Origin of the sequence: Cytobacillus sp. FSL H8-0458 (genome assembly GCF_038002165.1) — a bacterium.
GTDB lineage: Bacteria > Bacillota > Bacilli > Bacillales > Cytobacillaceae > Cytobacillus.
In genome coordinates, this window is the sequence record NZ_JBBOBR010000001.1 from 4,190,001 (window position 1) to 4,207,544 (window position 17,544).

The 17,544-nt window shown below is 43.3% G+C and carries 14 protein-coding genes; 6 read left to right on the forward strand and 8 right to left on the reverse strand.

Annotated elements, in window-relative coordinates; genetic code table 11:
* Window positions 1–56: 56 nt before the first annotated feature.
* The 8 genes from NYE23_RS21155 to dnaA form a co-directional block, all read right to left on the reverse strand.
* A complete protein-coding gene (locus NYE23_RS21155; RefSeq protein WP_445662608.1) occupies window positions 57–1,163 on the reverse strand; it encodes an HD-GYP domain-containing protein in 1,107 nt (368 codons plus the stop codon).
* Between the two features lie 60 nt (window positions 1,164–1,223).
* The gene (gene gyrA / locus NYE23_RS21160) at window positions 1,224–3,749 is read right to left on the reverse strand and encodes a DNA gyrase subunit A (protein WP_341080497.1); all 2,526 of its coding nucleotides are present in this window, start codon (window positions 3,747–3,749) and stop codon (window positions 1,224–1,226) included.
* Between the two features lie 146 nt (window positions 3,750–3,895).
* Window positions 3,896–5,818, reverse strand: coding sequence for a DNA topoisomerase (ATP-hydrolyzing) subunit B (gyrB, locus tag NYE23_RS21165; RefSeq protein ID WP_341080499.1), 1,923 nt, complete (start codon window positions 5,816–5,818; stop codon window positions 3,896–3,898).
* A 121-nt stretch (window positions 5,819–5,939) separates the two neighbouring features.
* The gene (gene remB / locus NYE23_RS21170) at window positions 5,940–6,188 is read right to left on the reverse strand and encodes an extracellular matrix regulator RemB (RefSeq protein ID WP_341080501.1); all 249 of its coding nucleotides are present in this window, start codon (window positions 6,186–6,188) and stop codon (window positions 5,940–5,942) included.
* A gap of 9 nt (window positions 6,189–6,197) precedes the next feature.
* The gene (recF, locus tag NYE23_RS21175) at window positions 6,198–7,316 is read right to left on the reverse strand and encodes a DNA replication/repair protein RecF (RefSeq protein WP_341080503.1); all 1,119 of its coding nucleotides are present in this window, start codon (window positions 7,314–7,316) and stop codon (window positions 6,198–6,200) included.
* A gap of 42 nt (window positions 7,317–7,358) precedes the next feature.
* The gene (gene yaaA, locus NYE23_RS21180) at window positions 7,359–7,568 is read right to left on the reverse strand and encodes a S4 domain-containing protein YaaA (protein WP_019382471.1); all 210 of its coding nucleotides are present in this window, start codon (window positions 7,566–7,568) and stop codon (window positions 7,359–7,361) included.
* A 237-nt stretch (window positions 7,569–7,805) separates the two neighbouring features.
* On the reverse strand, window positions 7,806–8,942 hold the full coding sequence (gene dnaN, locus NYE23_RS21185) for a DNA polymerase III subunit beta (RefSeq protein WP_341080506.1): 1,137 nt from the start codon (window positions 8,940–8,942) through the stop codon (window positions 7,806–7,808).
* 176 nt (window positions 8,943–9,118) lie between these two features.
* Complete coding sequence (gene dnaA, locus NYE23_RS21190) at window positions 9,119–10,465, reverse strand: chromosomal replication initiator protein DnaA (RefSeq protein WP_341080508.1); 1,347 nt, start codon at window positions 10,463–10,465, stop codon at window positions 9,119–9,121.
* Between the two features lie 1,112 nt (window positions 10,466–11,577).
* On the opposite strand from dnaA, the gene rpmH reads away from it, so the two are divergent.
* The 6 genes from rpmH to mnmG all read left to right on the forward strand — a co-directional run bounded on the left by rpmH (window position 11,578) and on the right by mnmG (window position 17,526).
* Window positions 11,578–11,712: a 50S ribosomal protein L34 gene (gene rpmH, locus NYE23_RS21195; protein WP_019382473.1), complete on the forward strand. Its 135-nt coding sequence runs from the start codon at window positions 11,578–11,580 to the stop codon at window positions 11,710–11,712.
* 137 nt (window positions 11,713–11,849) lie between these two features.
* On the forward strand, window positions 11,850–12,215 hold the full coding sequence (rnpA, locus tag NYE23_RS21200) for a ribonuclease P protein component (RefSeq protein ID WP_341080510.1): 366 nt from the start codon (window positions 11,850–11,852) through the stop codon (window positions 12,213–12,215).
* A gap of 133 nt (window positions 12,216–12,348) precedes the next feature.
* Window positions 12,349–13,134 carry a YidC family membrane integrase SpoIIIJ gene (gene spoIIIJ / locus NYE23_RS21205; RefSeq protein WP_035328319.1) on the forward strand — a complete coding sequence of 262 codons (786 nt, stop codon included), beginning with the start codon at window positions 12,349–12,351 and terminating at the stop codon, window positions 13,132–13,134.
* Window positions 13,131–13,757, forward strand: coding sequence for an RNA-binding cell elongation regulator Jag/EloR (gene jag, locus NYE23_RS21210; RefSeq protein ID WP_341080513.1), 627 nt, complete (start codon window positions 13,131–13,133; stop codon window positions 13,755–13,757). The genes spoIIIJ and jag overlap by 4 nt, the downstream gene beginning before the upstream one ends.
* Before the next feature lie 367 nt (window positions 13,758–14,124).
* The gene (gene mnmE, locus NYE23_RS21215; RefSeq protein WP_341080515.1) at window positions 14,125–15,510 is read left to right on the forward strand and encodes a tRNA uridine-5-carboxymethylaminomethyl(34) synthesis GTPase MnmE; all 1,386 of its coding nucleotides are present in this window, start codon (window positions 14,125–14,127) and stop codon (window positions 15,508–15,510) included.
* A 126-nt stretch (window positions 15,511–15,636) separates the two neighbouring features.
* Window positions 15,637–17,526 (forward strand): tRNA uridine-5-carboxymethylaminomethyl(34) synthesis enzyme MnmG, encoded by a 1,890-nt coding sequence (mnmG, locus tag NYE23_RS21220; protein ID WP_341080516.1) that lies wholly within the window; start codon window positions 15,637–15,639, stop codon window positions 17,524–17,526.
* The last annotated feature ends 18 nt before the right edge of the window (window positions 17,527–17,544 follow it).

The window sequence follows — 17,544 nt, forward strand, 5'->3', positions numbered from 1 at the left end:
GAAACTTAATTTTTAAAAATTACAAGGCCAAATAAAAAAATGACCGCGGGAAGCAGTCATTTTAATACCTCATCAATAAATAGCTGGCGGTTTTTCTCTAAATGAATAATATCGCCAGTTTCTTTGAGCTTCACAAGAGGCCTCGTTGGTGATTTATCTTCTATAAAAAGGATTTCAGCAGTCTGGCCATCCGAGAGCTTCACCAGGCTGCCAATGGAAAAGGTCATGATGCCGGACCCCAGCGCATGGATGGATGGAATATCAAATTTGCCGAAACTGTCCTGTATCAGCATTTCAAGCACTTTAAACGGGGATTGCTTCCTTCTGTAGAGCCTTTGTGAAGTCATGGCATGAAATGCATCCGCTACAGCAATGATTCGTCCAGCCTGATTGATTTTGCTGCTTTGTTCTCCAAACGGGTAACCGCTGCCGTCCAGCCGCTCGTGATGCTGAATGATGCCGATCTTAGTGCTTTCTCTTAACAAAGAGATATTTTGAACCATTTTAAAGCTGAGGGTCGAATGCTTTTTAATTTCTTCAAATTCTTCGGAGTTTAATGTAGTGCTTTTGTGCAGAATGGATGGGTTTATTTTCGCCATGCCAGCATCAGCCAGGCACCCTCCCAGGGCAAGCTGCACAACCTCTCCCTTGTTTAAATTCAGTTTTTTTCCTATAAAGGCGCTGATCATTCCCACAGCAACTGAATGCTGGTATAAATAATCTTCATTTGTAGAAAGATGATGCAGGGAAAAGATGCCGGAGGGGTTTTTCTCTAGTTTTTCAATCAGCGGAACCATGATGTTTCTAATTTTTGCGATATCTACCGGAAGGCCTGATTGCCAGGATATAAATTCCCTTTTGAAATGTTGAACGCCTTTCAGGAATGTATCAATATAACTAGATTCCGTAACTTCTTCGGTTTCTTCCACGTTTCCGGCAGAAGCTAATGACGTTCCGCTAACCATGGTAGTTTCAACTTCTGCTTCCTCAATCAGGAATATTTTCATAATATCCAGCAGTTCCTTCGTCAGCACTGTTTTTCGGCTGATAATAGGGCGATTCGTCAAGCTGAAAACATCTTCAGATAAAATACAGCCTTCTCTTAATTCCTGTATGGGTACACGCACTGTTTCCACACTCCAAATATGAGTCTTTTTTACCATTTTACATTATTTGGACAAAAAAAAGGAACACAAATCTGTGTTCCTCAAAATTTATCGCAGTTATTCTTCGCTATTATCGCCAGTTACTTCTTCTTCTGGAAGTGAATCGGCATCTTCAAGAGGCTTTGTTAATTCTTCATCATCTTTTTCCTCTTCTTTTTCAACTCTGGCTACAGTCGATACTGCTTCGCCTGCCTCTTCATTTATGCGGATGAGTCTGACACCCTGCGTGTTTCTTCCCATGGTGGAAATATCACTTACTGCCATACGGATCAGTACACCGCCTGTTGTTATAAGCATAACGTCTTCTTCCCCTGTGACAGCTTTCATCGAAACAAGGCTTCCGTTCTTATCAGTGATATTGCAGGTCTTGATTCCTTTACCGCCTCTGCCCTGAACACGGTATTCTTCGGCTGGAGTACGTTTTCCATAGCCGTTTTTGGTTACAATCAGGACTTGGCTGTCATCCTCAAGAACTTCCATGCCAACGACTTCATCACCACTGCTTAAGTTAATTCCCTTAACACCAGTTGCCGTTCTTCCCATCGAACGAACATCCTCTTCAGGGAATCGGATCAGCATGCCATGGCTGGTTCCTATAATGATTTCCTTGCTGCCATCTGTGAGACGCACTGAAATTAATTCATCATCTTCACGCAGATTTAAAGCAATTAAGCCATTATTGCGGATATTGGCAAAGGATGATAATGGTGAACGCTTGGAAATTCCCTGTTTAGTAGTAAAGAACAGGAACCAATCATCGGCAAATTCTTCAACAGGAATTATCGCATTTACCCATTCATCTTTGTCCACTCCAAGGAGGTTAATGATAGGAATTCCTTTCGCAGTACGGCTGAATTCAGGAATTTCGTATCCTTTAGCACGATACACTTTTCCTTTATTCGTAAAGAACAGGATGGTATCGTGAGTGGAAGTGGTAATGAGGTGTTCGACAAAGTCATCCTCATTGGTTCCCATTCCCTGAATTCCGCGCCCTCCGCGTTTTTGGGCACGGTAAGTCGAGACAGGAAGACGTTTGATGTATCCCTTATGTGTTAGTGTAAGAACAATATTCTCGCGTGGGATCAGGTCTTCGTCTTCAATTTGTTCGATTCCGCCGGCTACGATTTCTGTCCGGCGCTTATCGTTGAATCTCTCTTTGACTTCAATTAATTCTTCACGGATAATATCCAATAACTTTTCTTCATCCGCTAAGATAGCTTTCAATTCAGCAATCAATGCCAGAAGACTTGAATATTCATCTTCAATCTTTTCGCGCTCCAAGCCTGTCAGACGCTGCAGACGCATGTCAAGGATGGCCTGAGCCTGTTTTTCGGAAAGATTGAATTTGGTCATTAAGCCTTCTCGTGCAATATCCGTTGTCTGAGAACTTCGGATCAGATTAATAACCTCATCAAGATGATCAAGCGCTATCCTTAATCCTTCCAAAATATGTGCGCGTGCTTCTGCTTTTCTTAACTCAAATTGTGTCCGCCGGCGAATAACAACCTTTTGGTGTTCTAAATAATATTCAAGGCACTGCTTTAAATTCAGAACCTTAGGCTGTCCATTCACCAATGCCAGAAGATTAATTCCAAAGCTTGTCTGAAGGGCAGTTTGTTTGTAGAGATTGTTTAATAATACACTTGCATTTGCGTCTCTTCTGACTTCAATGACAATTCGCATTCCGTTACGGTCAGATTCATCACGGAGATCGGTAATACCGTCAATTTTTTTATCTCTGACGAGTTCCGCAATTTTTTCAATCAGCTTTGCTTTGTTAACCTGATATGGAATTTCATGTACAATAATGACCTCTTTGCCATTAGCCTTTTCTTCAACCTCTACTTTAGCACGCAAAGTGATCGAACCGCGGCCAGTTTCATAGGCTTTGCGGATTCCGCTTCTTCCTAAAATCATTCCGGCTGTCGGAAAGTCCGGCCCAGGGATAATATCCATTAGTTCCGGAATGGTCATTTCAGGGTCTTTACTTATGGCTAAAACCCCATCAATCACTTCACCAAGCTGGTGTGGAGGAATATTAGTGGCCATCCCGACAGCAATTCCTGAAGTTCCGTTGACCAGTAAATTAGGGAAACGGGCAGGCAGTACAACCGGCTCCTTTTCTTCCCCATCATAGTTATCCTGATAATCAATGGTATCTTTATTGATATCCCGTAAAAGCTCCATTGATATTTTGGACATACGAGCTTCTGTATAACGCATGGCAGCTGCAGAATCGCCATCCACTGAACCGAAGTTGCCATGTCCGTCAACCAGCATGTATCGATAGTTAAAGTCCTGCGCCATACGCACCATTGTTTCATAGACAGCAGAGTCTCCGTGCGGATGATACTTACCAATTACATCTCCGACGATACGTGCTGATTTTTTATAAGGCTTATCTGAATGCATACCGAGATCATGCATTGCATACAGAATGCGGCGATGCACTGGCTTTAAGCCATCACGCACATCCGGAAGGGCACGTGAAACAATTACGCTCATCGCGTAGTCCAGGAATGATGAACGCATTTCCTGGCTAATGTTAATTTCTTTTATTTGGGACCTTGGCGTATCAGCCATATAAAGAACCTCCCTTTTTAAGGGACTTGGAATTTACCCATAGCCTCTTAATTTGTAAAACATTTATTGGATTATCGCAAAGTTATACTCAGAAAGTGACGCTTTCTTATGTAAAAGCAGGATAGTCATCCTATCCTGTCTTTTGATCATATATCTAGGTTTTTTACATATTGGGCGTTTTCTTCAATAAAGTTTCGGCGTGGTTCCACTTTATCGCCCATTAATATTTCAAACGTTTCATCTGCTTCAATGGCATCTTCAAGGCTCACCTGAAGCAGTGTTCTTGTTTCGGGATTCATCGTTGTCTCCCACAGCTGGCCCGGATTCATTTCGCCAAGACCTTTATAGCGCTGAACATTCGGCTTTGGCTGGCTGGAAAGGGTGCTCATTACTTCTTCAAGCTGGCGTTCATTGTAGGCATATTCAATCTTCTTGCCCTGCTGTATTTTATACAGCGGCGGCTGCGCAATGTAAATATAGCCCGCTTCTAAAATTTGTCTCATATAACGGTAGAAGAAGGTTAATAATAATGTTCGAATATGGGCTCCATCCACATCGGCATCCGTCATGATCACAATCTTATGATATCTGGCTTTTGCAATATCAAAATCTTCGCCAATCCCTGTACCGGCTGCAGTAATCATAGCCCGCACTTCATTGTTGGAAAGAATTCGATCCAGCCGGGCTTTTTCAACGTTAAGGATTTTCCCTCTTAATGGCAGGATTGCCTGGAAGTGACGGTCACGTCCCTGTTTGGCTGAGCCGCCGGCAGAGTCACCCTCAACGATGTAAAGTTCCGATATGGAAGCATCTTTAGATGAGCAGTCGGCCAGTTTCCCCGGCAGGCTTGATACTTCCAAAGCACTCTTCCTTCTGGTCAGTTCACGGGCTTTCTTAGCTGCCAGTCTGGCACGTGCGGCCATTAATCCCTTTTCGACAATTTTCTTGGCTACCGATGGATTTTCCAGCAGGAACTTCTCAAGAGCTTCCGCAAAAATCGTATCAGTTGCAGTACGCACCTCTGAATTGCCAAGCTTCGTTTTAGTCTGTCCTTCAAACTGCGGGTCTGGATGCTTAACAGATACAATCGCCGTTAAACCTTCACGGACGTCTTCCCCAGAAAGGTTAGCATCATTATCTTTGAATAAACCGCTTTTTCTGGCGTAATCATTAATGACTCTTGTTAAAGCGGTTTTAAATCCTGATTCATGTGTTCCGCCTTCATACGTATTAATGTTATTGGCAAAAGAATAAATATTGCTTGTGAAGCCATCATTATACTGAATGGAGACTTCGACTGTGATGCCCTCGCGTTCTCCCTCGATATAAATCGGTTCTTCATGGAGAACTTCTTTCGTTCTATTCAAATGTTCAACGTACGATTTAATGCCGCCCTCGTACATATATTCATTTTTCTTATTTTCCTCACGTTTATCTTCGATCGTGATGGTTAATCCTCTATTCAGGAAAGCCAGCTCACGAATGCGGTTTGCAAGTGTTTCATAATCATATTCAAGCGTTTCAGTGAAGATTTCACTGTCAGGCTTAAAGTGGATTGTAGTTCCTGTGTGATCTGTTTCCCCAATTACTTCAAGATCAGCACTTGGAACGCCGCGCTCAAATTTCTGATAATGTTTCTTGCCATCACGATGAACAAATACTTCAAGTACAGTTGATAGCGCATTAACTACAGAAGCACCAACACCATGCAGACCTCCGGAAACCTTGTATCCGCCGCCTCCGAACTTACCGCCTGCATGAAGAACCGTCATAATGACTTCGACTGCCGGGCGCCCCATTTTTTCATGAATTCCGACTGGTATACCACGTCCGTTATCCACTACCGTAATACTATTATCCTTTTCGATAATCACATTAATTTCAGAACAATAGCCTGCCAGTGCTTCATCTATACTATTATCGACTATTTCCCAAACAAGATGGTGAAGCCCTTTGGCACTTGTTGAACCGATATACATTCCCGGACGCTTCCGAACCGCTTCCAGACCTTCCAGTACCTGTATCTGATTCTCATCATAGGATTGTTCCTGCACTGCCTTTTGCTCCATTGCCACATCGGTCACCTGCACTTTCTATTTCACTAATCTATAAAAAAGCCTGGCATTTGAAATGAGCCAAACTATAATTTTCACCTGACTTGCCTCTTCCCCTAATGGATCCGGCAGGCCTTTAAAATTCATGAACACTTAATTTATGGGAGCGTTTTTTTAACGTACCTGAGGATAGCGGAGAAAAATAGATCTTTTCTGTTGTGACGACCACAGATTTATAGGAACCCTTCGCGAGGTTCACAACTGACTCCTCCCGGCGCTCCTTATGCTCTTTTGCATACTCGGAAGCAAGGACTGTTTCTTTATCAATAATAGCGACAATATCCCTTGCCCGGACCAGCACATCTTCACCTATATGGATGTACATGCGATCACCTCACTGAATCTTCTTGATTCTCCCTGACTCCACACTGAACGCTGCTGCTTCTTTAAGTGTCTGGTGGTCTATTCCATCAACGCTTGTTGTAGTGACAAACGTCTGCACTTTTCCCTGAATGGTATTCAATAAATGGGATTGGCGATAATCATCCAATTCCGAGAGGACGTCATCCAGCAGCAGAATGGGATATTCTCCAATCTCAGAATGGATCAGTTCGATTTCAGCAAGCTTTACTGATAGAGCCGTCGTTCTTTGCTGGCCCTGTGAACCGAATGTCTGCACATCGCGCCCATTCACATGAAAAATCAGGTCATCGCGATGCGGCCCAAACATAGTGACGCCGCGGTCTATTTCCCTGTTTTTCACTTTTTCAAATTTATCCTGGTATACTTTAACCATTTTCGACAAATCTTGTTCTTCTGATACCTCAGCAGAAGGCTTGTACTCAATTTTCAAGGTCTCAAGCCCTCTTGAGATCCCCTCATGGATCGGCTGTGCCCAATTCTCGAGGAGTCTGAGGAACTCGTAACGCTTTGAAACAATCTTTGCAGCCATTTCAATGAATTGCTCTGTTAAAATCTCAAGCATGGTATGGTCAGTCTGCTTTTTAATCTGAAGCATTTTCAGATAGTGGTTGCGCTGCTGGAGGATTTTCTGATACTGGCTGATATCATGCAAATAGACAGGTGAAACCTGCCCAATCTCCATATCAATAAAACGACGCCTTACTTGAGGGCTCCCTTTCACAAGATGGAGATCTTCAGGCGCGAACATCACAACATTCATATTGCCGACATACTGGCTTAATTTCTGCTGCTCTATATGATTGCATTTGGCTTTTTTGCCTTTTTTGCTGATGACTAATTGCATGGGCAGGGATCCTTGCCTTTTTTGGACCCTTCCCTCTATTTTAGCATATTCCTGATCCCAGCGAATAAGATCTTTGTCATTTGATGTCCGATGGGACTTTGCCATTGCCAGCACATAGATCGATTCCATGACATTTGTCTTTCCCTGGGCATTCTCTCCCAAAATTACATTCACTTTATTTTCGAAATTGACTTCAAGCTCTTCGTAATTCCGGTAATTTTTTAACAGCAACTGCTCTATATGCATAGACGCTACATCCTTTTAGGTTTTAACGCTGAGAACAGCGGGCTAGACGATCGTAAATTCACCCACATCCGGAATTTCAATTTTATCCCCGGTTCTTAGCTTTCTTCCCCGTCTTTGATCCTGTTCCCCATTCACGAAGACTTCGTATTCACTCAGGAACCATTTGGCCATTCCGCCTGTTTGTATCACATCAGCGGCTTTTAAAAATTGGCCCAGCGTAATATATTCTGTATCAATTTGAATTTCCGTCATATTTTCACTCTTTCCCATTGTTCGACTTCCAGTGCTGCAGTTTTTTCTGCACTTTGGCAAAACAATTTCAGAATGGTATCTAATATTCTATTTTACTAAATAAATCTCAGATACACAAAGAAAAGTCGCCTGCAGCCCGTTATTTTCATTATTCCCCTGCTCTTGGACAGTATTCAGCGGTAAAAAAGTAAGCCGCCGGCACAGCCGGCAGCTTTTTCTTAAAATGATAAGAAAGTCTTAATATGTTCTAACTGGCAGAATCAATTGCAGTATTGATTCATCGTTTAACGGTTTGATGATGAATGGTCTCATGGCGCCGGTGAAGCTGATTGTAATTTCAGAGCCTTCCAGCGCTTTTAGGGCATCCATCATGAATTTCGCGCTGAAGGAGATTTTTAATTCTTCGCCTTCTACGGATTTGCTCTGCACTTCTTCGACTACTTTCCCGACTTCAGGAGTGTTGGATGAAATTTCGATTACTCCGCCATCAATTGTAGAAAGCTTGACCACATTGTTACGGCCTTCTTTTGCTAGTAAAGAGGCACGGTCAATGGCCTGCAGGAATTCTTTTGTATTGACGACCACATCTGTTTTACTGTCTGAAGGGATCAGCCTGGATGTATCAGGGTAATTTCCTTCGAGCAGCCTTGAGAAGAACAGCAGATGCTCAGCTTTAAAGAGAACCTGGTTTTCAGTAATAACGATATCAATTAAATCATTGTTGTCATCAAGAATTTTGCTTAATTCACTTAAGCTTTTCCCCGGAATGACCACATTGTAGCTTTCGCTGGCAGTTGTTTCGATTTGCGCTTTTCTTAATGCCAGTCTGTGGCTATCTGTTGCAATACAGGTTAATGTCCCGTTTTCCACCTTCCAGTTTACACCTGTCAAGATAGGGCGTGTTTCTGAGGTGGACACTGCGAAAACGGTTTGGCGAACCATTGCTTTTAATAGGTCCGTAGGGATTTTAAACATTTTTTCTTCTTCAATTTGAGGCAGGTGCGGATATTCCTCAGCATCCAGGCCATTAAGATTGAACTCGGATTTACCTGAGCGGATGACTGTCTGCAAATGGTTTTCCACGCTTATCTCCACACTGTCAGTCGGAAGCTTTTTAACGATTTCACTGAAGAACTTAGCTTGGAGCACGATGGCACCAGGCTGTTTGATCTCGACAATTTCATTTCCGTCTTCTTCTTTAGGAATAAATGATTCAATGGAAATATCAGAGTCGCTTCCCGTTAATGTAACTCCTTCTTCTGAAGCAACAATTTTAATCCCCGTTAAGATGGGAATAGTGGTTCTGCTTGTTACAGCTTTCATAACATCCTGGACGCTTTGGACCAACTGGTCGCGCTGGATTATAAATTTCATTTTTTAAATCCTCCAAGCATATTTTAATGGCGTATTGAATATATATATTTTTTATAAAAAAATAGTAGAAGTACTAGTAGGGCCTGTTAGTATGTGGATAACTGCATTTTTTGAAAGGAAACACAGCCTATCCACATGTGGACAGACTGTGTGTAAGTTAGGTCGAGTTATACACATTATACCTTGAGAATTTCATTGATTTCTTTCAGCTGCTTTTCAAATTGCGAATCGGACTGAAGCATCTTTGAAATTTTTTCATGAGCATGAATGACGGTCGTATGGTCCCTTCCGCCAAATTCCTCTCCTATTTTAGGCAGAGAAAAGTCGGTTAATTCCCTTGACAGGTACATGGCGATCTGACGGGGGAATGCGACAGACTTTGTCCGTTTCTTCGCCTTAAAATCCTCAAGCTTTACATTAAAATGTTCCCCAACCACCCTTTGAATTTCATGGATGGTAATGACCTTTGGCTTGGAGCTTGGAATAATATCCTTTAAAGCTTCTGCTGCAAGGTCGGCATTAATATCTTTATTTATTAAAGAGGAGTAAGCTACTACACGAATCAGAGCACCCTCAAGCTCACGGATGTTGGAATCAATCTGATTGGCAATGTAGAGCATAACCTCATTAGGAATATCAAGTCCCTCCGCTTTGGCCTTTTTGCGCAGAATGGCTATACGCGTTTCAAGGTCGGGAGGCGTAATATCAGTAATTAGTCCCCATTCAAATCTGGAGCGGAGGCGGTCTTCCAGAGTCGGTATTTCTTTCGGAGGACGGTCACTTGAGATAATGATCTGCTTGCTTTCCTCATGCAATGTATTAAAAGTATGGAAAAATTCCTCCTGCGTCTGTTCTTTTCCAGCCAAAAACTGAATATCATCGATAAGAAGAACATCCACATTTCGATATTTATCGCGGAAATCGCCCGCTTTGTTATCTCGGATCGAGTTAATAAATTCATTGGTAAATTTCTCGGAAGATAAGTATACGACTTTAGCTGATGGGTTATGATCTAAAACATAATGGCCGATTGCGTGCATAAGGTGAGTTTTTCCGAGTCCAACTCCCCCGTAAATAAATAAAGGATTGTATGCCTTCGCCGGTGCCTCTGCTACAGCAAGTGATGCTGCATGGGCGAAGCGGTTTCCGGATCCGATGACAAACGTGTCGAATGTATACTTCGGGTTCAGCATTGTTAAAGGCAGTTCCGGCTGTTCTTCCTCCGGCTTTTTCTTTTTTGGCGGAAGAGGAAGATCGACTTCTTCTTCACTCTGATTTTGCGGAATGATGAATTTCACTCCTAATTCTTCACCGGTAATGTCATAAAGAATTCCGGAGATCAGCTGGGAATAACGCTCCTCAAGCCAGTCACGGGCAAACTCATTCGGGGCCTTAACGACTAAAGTGTCTCCCTGCAGAGAATGCGCCTTTGTCGATTTCAGCCATGTATCAAAACTGGGCTTGCTGATTTTTTTCTCGATATTGGCCAGAGCATTATTCCAAAGATCCGCAATGTTTTCCAATGATATCCCTCCTTTTCCATTTAAATTTGATATTTACATTACCTTCAAGCTCCGGTGCCTTTCGGTGGACACCTCTGCTTTTTCTTTGTTTCTTGCCACAAAAACGATAGGTTATACACGCTGTATAACCCGAAGTTTATAAATATACGAAACTGTTTATGTGGAAAATCATATAATAAGGAAGTAAAGGGGAATTTCGACAGTATCCACTGTCTGTGGACAAACTTTTACAAACCCCTTGGATAACCTGTCCACATGTTATCCACAATCTGTGGATAATGAAGATATGCACAATGATTTATTAAGTGTGAAAACACAATTATGATAACAGATAATGCTTTGGTCTGCAATGCTTTTTAAACCCTTATCCACAACATACCCATCCCTGTTCATAAAAATTGTCCACAGCCCCTGGTTGTGTGAAAAACCTGTCAATATGTGATGTGGATAATAAAAAACTTGTCGAAAATTTATCCACAGCCCTTTTTTGGGGGCGAATTCTATTCAAAGGGACTTGGAATGCATTTGCCCTTTTTAGTGGACGGATCATCCTGAGTCCGGGAAAAATTTGCAGTCTCTAAGAAAAGCTTTTACAATGGACAAATGAGAAAAACGTGGAAAAATGAAATTTTAGGATGACATTCAGGCGAAAAGAAGGTAAACTTTCTGAGTGGGTTCTTTCAGATATGCAAAAAGAGAAAGAGCAGCAAAGAATTTTTTTATATTGTCGTACGTTGTTTTTTATATAAATCTCAACTGCTGAGTTGATTGGAGCGGAGGGTACTTGATCCTCGAAAATGCTTTCGCATTTTCTTCGTGCGGTGTTGATTCAAGGATGATTATTCAATGTCCTGCGGGAAGTGAGGGATCGAGAGACCCCGCAGGCGAAGCCGAGGAGGCTCTCGTTACTCCCCGCGGGTTCGCTGCGTGCCCGCAGCGGAAATCAACGGACTAACCTTATAAGAAAAACAATTTATGAAAGAAAGAGCCAAAACGAATATTTTTGCCATTGAAGGCAGATTGACTTATATGCATAGTTGACAATTTTCTAGTTACATCTATATAATTAGAAAGACTGTCTTTAACAGCAATTCCTCAGGGAGGTGTCATATATGAAAAGAACTTATCAACCAAACAAGCGTAAAAGAAGCAAGGTTCATGGTTTCCGCAGCCGCATGAGCTCTCCGAACGGACGTAACGTTCTAGCTCGCCGCCGCCGCAAAGGAAGAAAAGTATTATCTGCTTAGGCCACTGAAACGTCAGTGGTCTTTTTTTCCATGTAAAGATAAATGTCCAAGTTAGATAATTGTCCAGCTCCAGCGCCAGCCCCCTCATGATGCAGGGGGTGACCAGGGCGCTAGCGCTTTTCGAAATAGGTGATGACATGAAAAAAGAGTTCCGTGTAAAAAAGAATAAAGAATTTCAAGAGGCCTTTAAAAAGGGAAAGTCATTCGCCAACCGCCAATTTGTCGTTTACATCTTGAGAAAAGAGGAGCAGAACCATTTTCGCATCGGGCTTTCTGTCAGCAAAAAAATTGGCAATGCCGTCATGAGGAACCAGATCAAAAGGTATGTCCGCCAGGCGTTTTTAGAACTGGAGGAAGAAATAAAGCCGCAATATGATCTGATCGTCATTGCGAGGAAACCGGTGGCAGAAATGGATTTTCATGAAGTGAAAAAGAGTCTGATCCATGTATTGAAGGTTTCGCGGGTTTTGAATAAACCCGGACTTGGAAATACTAAAAACTAATAATCGTTATCTATCTTTATTATGAAGCACTTCATTTTAAAAGATGTTAAAATAGGATACATATGAGCGTGTCCCTCTGACCGGGGGATGAGCAAATGAAATTTATCAGGAGCAATTAAGGAGGAAAAAACGGTTGAAGAAACGAATATTCCTACTAATCGGTTTAGTGTTTGTGATGGCCCTTTTATCGGGCTGTACAGAAATCAACCAGCCGATTACGTCTGAAAGCAAAGGCTTTTGGAACGAGTATATTGTCTACCCGCTTTCGCTGTTTATTATTAAGGTAGCGGAATTTGCAGGCGGCAGCTATGGACTATCGATCATTATTGTGACGATCATTATCCGTCTGGTGATCCTGCCATTAATGATTAAACAAACGAGAAGTTCTAAAGCAATGCAGGCGATTCAGCCAGAAATGCAGAAGCTTCGTGAAAAATACAGCTCGAAAGACCAGAAAACCCAGCAAAAGCTGCAGCAGGAAACAATGGCTTTATTCCAAAAGCACGGCGTTAACCCGCTTGCAGGATGTTTCCCGCTAGTGATTCAAATGCCGATCCTGATCGGTTTCTACCATGCGATTACGCGTACGCGCGAAATTGCAAACCATAATTTCCTTTGGTTTGACCTTGGTTCTCCGGATCCAATTTACTTATTGCCTTTAATTGCAGGTGTGACAACATTCATTCAGCAGAAAATGATGATGGCCGGCACTCAGCACACAGGGCAAATGGCTGCACAAATGAAAATGATGCTTTATCTAATGCCGATTATGATCGTTGTTTTTGCCATTAACTTCCCGGCAGCTCTTTCTTTATACTGGGTAGTGGGTAATATCTTCATGATCATTCAAACATATTTCATTAAAGGTCCGGACCTGAAAGCTGCAGCGGCCGGAAATGCAGGAGGAGCCAAAAAGTGAAACAAGTAACTGCTACAGGACAGACCGTCAAGGAAGCAGTAGAGTCAGCTTTAGCTCAATTAAACACAACAGAAGACCGCATAGAGATTACTATTGTTGATGAAGGTAAAAAAGGCGTTTTCGGGATTTTTGGATCCCGGCCGGCCGTGGTGAAAGCTGTGAAAAAGCCTGATCCGATTGAGGAAGCGGAAAAATTCCTCAAAGATGTCAGTGCAAAAATGGGCGTGCCCATCGAAATTGAAACATTACGGGAAGGAAAAAATGTTCAATTTATCTTATCCGGCGAAAAGATTGCTCTTTTAATCGGAAAAAGAGGGCAAACGCTCAATTCCCTCCAGTATTTGACACAGCTGGTCATCAACCGCTATGCCGAGCAGTACTTAAATGTGGTGGTCGATGCAGAGGATTACCGGAAAAGACGCCAGGATACCCTGATTCAACTGGCTGAAAGGCTTGCTCAAAAAGCTTTGAAGACGGGAAAAGAAATTGCGCTGGAGCCAATGCCTTCCTATGAACGCAAAGTGATCCATACCGCTCTCGTAAATAATAAACGAATCAAAACCTATTCAGATGGCAATGACCCGCACCGCCATATCGTCATTGCACCAGCCAGAACCAGATAACCGGAAAAGCGGAAGCGCCAGTTATCCTGTTCAAATCAAAATCCCAATCCATTCCGGATTGGGATTTTTTTGTCGTTCTTTGTCAATGCCCTGCAAATTATTAAATCTCGGCTGGTTTTATTGTTATTCACATGTGGATAAGTTAAAATAGAGCATATTAATTATGAGACGTGTGGATAAATTTTTCGCTGGCTGATGCAAATTCGGATGTTGATAAGTTTCTTGCTGAACTGATGGACAAGCCGGAAATGCGGGCTGATATGCTTTTCTAAAAAAAAGCCATGTGATATTCTATTAATTTGGGGAATCGATAATATTATTCATTTTTTATATAGATCGATGAAGTAGGAAAAGAGAGGTGAATGAATTGGAATTCGATACAATCGCTGCGATATCCACTCCAATGGGAGAAGGAGCCATTGCCATTGTCCGCCTGAGCGGGGATCAGGCATTTGACATTGCGGACACTCTGTTCAGAGGAGTAGGAGGCAAGCGCCTGAAAAATGTGGCGTCCCATACCATTCATTATGGGCATATTGTTGATCCGAAAACCGAACAGATTGCTGAAGAAGTAATGGTTTCAGCCATGAAGGGACCAAAAACTTTTACGAAGGAAGATGTCATCGAAATCAACTGCCATGGCGGACTGGTTTCCGTGAATCGCGTGCTGCAGCTTTTGCTGAATAATGGTGCACGGCTGGCAGAGCCGGGTGAATTTACAAAGCGTGCTTTCTTGAACGGACGGATTGATTTATCACAGGCAGAAGCGGTCATGGATCTGATTCGCGCCAAGACGGACCGGGCTATGAACGTGGCACTTGGCCAGATGGAAGGAAGGCTGTCAAAGCTTATTCAGAAGCTTCGGCAGGAAATTTTGGAGATCCTGGCTCACGTGGAAGTTAATATTGACTATCCGGAATACGATGATGTCGAGGAAATGACCCATCATATGCTGATGGAGAAGGCTTCCTATGTAAAAAAAGAAATCGAAAAGCTCCTTCAAACCTCACAGCAGGGGAAAATACTGCGTGAAGGACTTTCCACGGTTATCGTCGGACGGCCAAACGTTGGGAAATCATCCTTATTGAATAGCCTTGTTCACGAAAATAAGGCGATTGTGACTGATATACCGGGCACCACCCGTGATGTTATTGAAGAATATGTGAATGTCAGAGGAGTGCCGCTCCGTCTGGTGGATACAGCCGGCATTCGCGAAACGGAAGATATCGTAGAACGGATCGGTGTCGAAAAATCGAGGCAGGTATTAAAGGAAGCAGATTTAATTTTGCTCGTGCTCAATTACTCGGATGAATTGACGTGTGAGGACGAAAATATATTTAAAGCGGTCGAAGGCATGGATGTTATTGTGATTGTCAATAAAACCGACCTTGATCAAAAAATCGACATGAATCGTGTCCGTGAGCTTTCGAAGCATCATAAACTGGTTACAACCTCTTTATTAGAGGACCAGGGAGTCGACGATCTTGAGGAAGCCATTGCCTCTTTATTCTTTGCAGGCTCCATCGAAGCCGGGGATATGACGTATGTATCCAATACCCGCCATATTGCCTTATTGAATCAGGCGCAAAATGCCATTGAAGAAGCGATGCAGGGTGTTGAGATGGGAACCCCGATTGATATTGTGCAGATTGATTTGACCAGAACATGGGAGCTGCTTGGTGAAATTATTGGCGACAGCGTCCATGAAAGCCTGATCGACCAGTTATTCTCGCAGTTCTGTTTAGGAAAATAGATGATTTAAGCAGGCTGTGTCAGCTGACGCAGCGGAAATAGATTTTTTAACTTTTGCAATCGGCCGGTTCAGCCTCTGTTGAGCCTTGGTCTGTGCTTGCCTGATTGCAGCAAAGGAGGCCGCATCATGACATATGAAGCTGGCAGTTATGATGTCATTGTAGTCGGAGCCGGACACGCGGGTGTGGAAGCAGGCCTTGCTTCGGCCCGCCTCGGCGCAAAGACACTAATGATTACAATCAACCTGGATATGGTAGCCTTTATGCCATGCAACCCTTCAGTCGGGGGACCTGCAAAAGGAATCGTCGTAAGGGAAATCGATGCCCTTGGCGGAGAAATGGGCAAGAATATTGATAAAACCCATATTCAGATGCGTATGCTGAACACAGGAAAAGGCCCTGCCGTACGTGCATTAAGAGCACAGGCCGATAAGTTCACATATCAGCATGAAATGAAAAAAACACTGGAAAATGAACGGAACCTGACGCTTATTCAGGGGATGGTTGAACGTCTGATTGTCGAACATGGAGAATGCAGGGGCGTCGTCACCCAGACAGGTGCCGTGTATCATTCAAAAGCGGTCGTCATTACGACCGGAACCTTCTTAAGAGGGGAAATCATCCTTGGTGAACTGAAGTACTCAAGCGGCCCTAATAACCAGCAGCCATCCATTAAGCTTTCAGAGCATCTGCAGGAGCTGGGCTTTGATCTGGTCCGTTTTAAAACTGGAACGCCGCCGCGCGTCAACAGTCATACCATTGATTACAGCAAAACGGAAATCCAGCCTGGTGATGATGTGCCAAGAGCTTTTTCCTATGAAACGACCAAGTATATTACAGACCAGCTCCCATGCTGGCTGACGTATACCAATGAAGAAACGCATACATTGATCGACAATAATCTTCATCGCTCGCCAATGTACTCCGGCATGATCAAAGGAACTGGTCCTCGCTATTGCCCGTCAATTGAAGATAAGGTTGTCCGTTTTAACGATAAACCGCGCCATCAGATCTTCCTGGAGCCAGAAGGCCGCAATACTCAGGAAGTATACGTGCAGGGGCTTTCAACAAGCTTGCCTGAGGATGTGCAGCAGCAGATTCTCAGAACTATACCTGGACTTGAAAAGGTGCAGATGATGCGTGCCGGCTATGCGATTGAATATGATTCCATCGTCCCAACGCAATTATGGCCGACATTGGAAACCAAAAAGGTGAAAAATCTCTACACGGCCGGCCAGATCAACGGGACATCCGGCTATGAAGAAGCTGCCGGACAAGGATTAATGGCAGGCATGAATGCGGGATTGAAATCGCTGGATAAGGAAGAGGTTATTTTAAGCCGTTCAGATGCTTATATTGGCGTCCTGATTGATGACCTTGTAACCAAAGGAACGAACGAGCCTTACCGTCTATTGACTTCAAGAGCGGAATACCGTCTGCTGCTTCGCCATGATAATGCAGACCTGCGTTTAACAGAACTTGGCCGCAAAGTCGGTCTGATCAGTGAAGAACGCTATGAAAAATTCCAGCTGAAAAAGCAGGCAATTGAAGACGAGAAAGCACGTCTGCAAGGCATCATCATTAAGCCAACGTCTGACGTGCAGGAGCTGATCAAAAGCCAGGGCGGAAGCGAGCTGAAAGACGGCATCCGCGCCTCAGATCTGCTGAAGCGTCCGGAAATGACATATGAGCACATCAAACAGCTTGCTCAGGCTGAAACTGCGCTTGACCCAGATGTAACCGAGCAGGTGGAAATCCAGATCAAGTATGAGGGCTATATTGAAAAGTCCCTTCAGCAGGTAGAGCGCCTGAAGAAGATGGAAAACAAGAAGATCCCTGAAAACATTGATTATGATGATATTAACGGACTGGCTTCCGAAGCAAGACAAAAGCTGAAGGAAGTAAGGCCACTGTCTCTCGCACAGGCTTCGCGAATTTCCGGAGTTAATCCTGCAGATATCTCCATTTTGCTTGTTTATTTAGAGCAGGGGAGAATTGCACGAGTTTCAGCTGAGTAAAGAGGAAAATCCGATTAT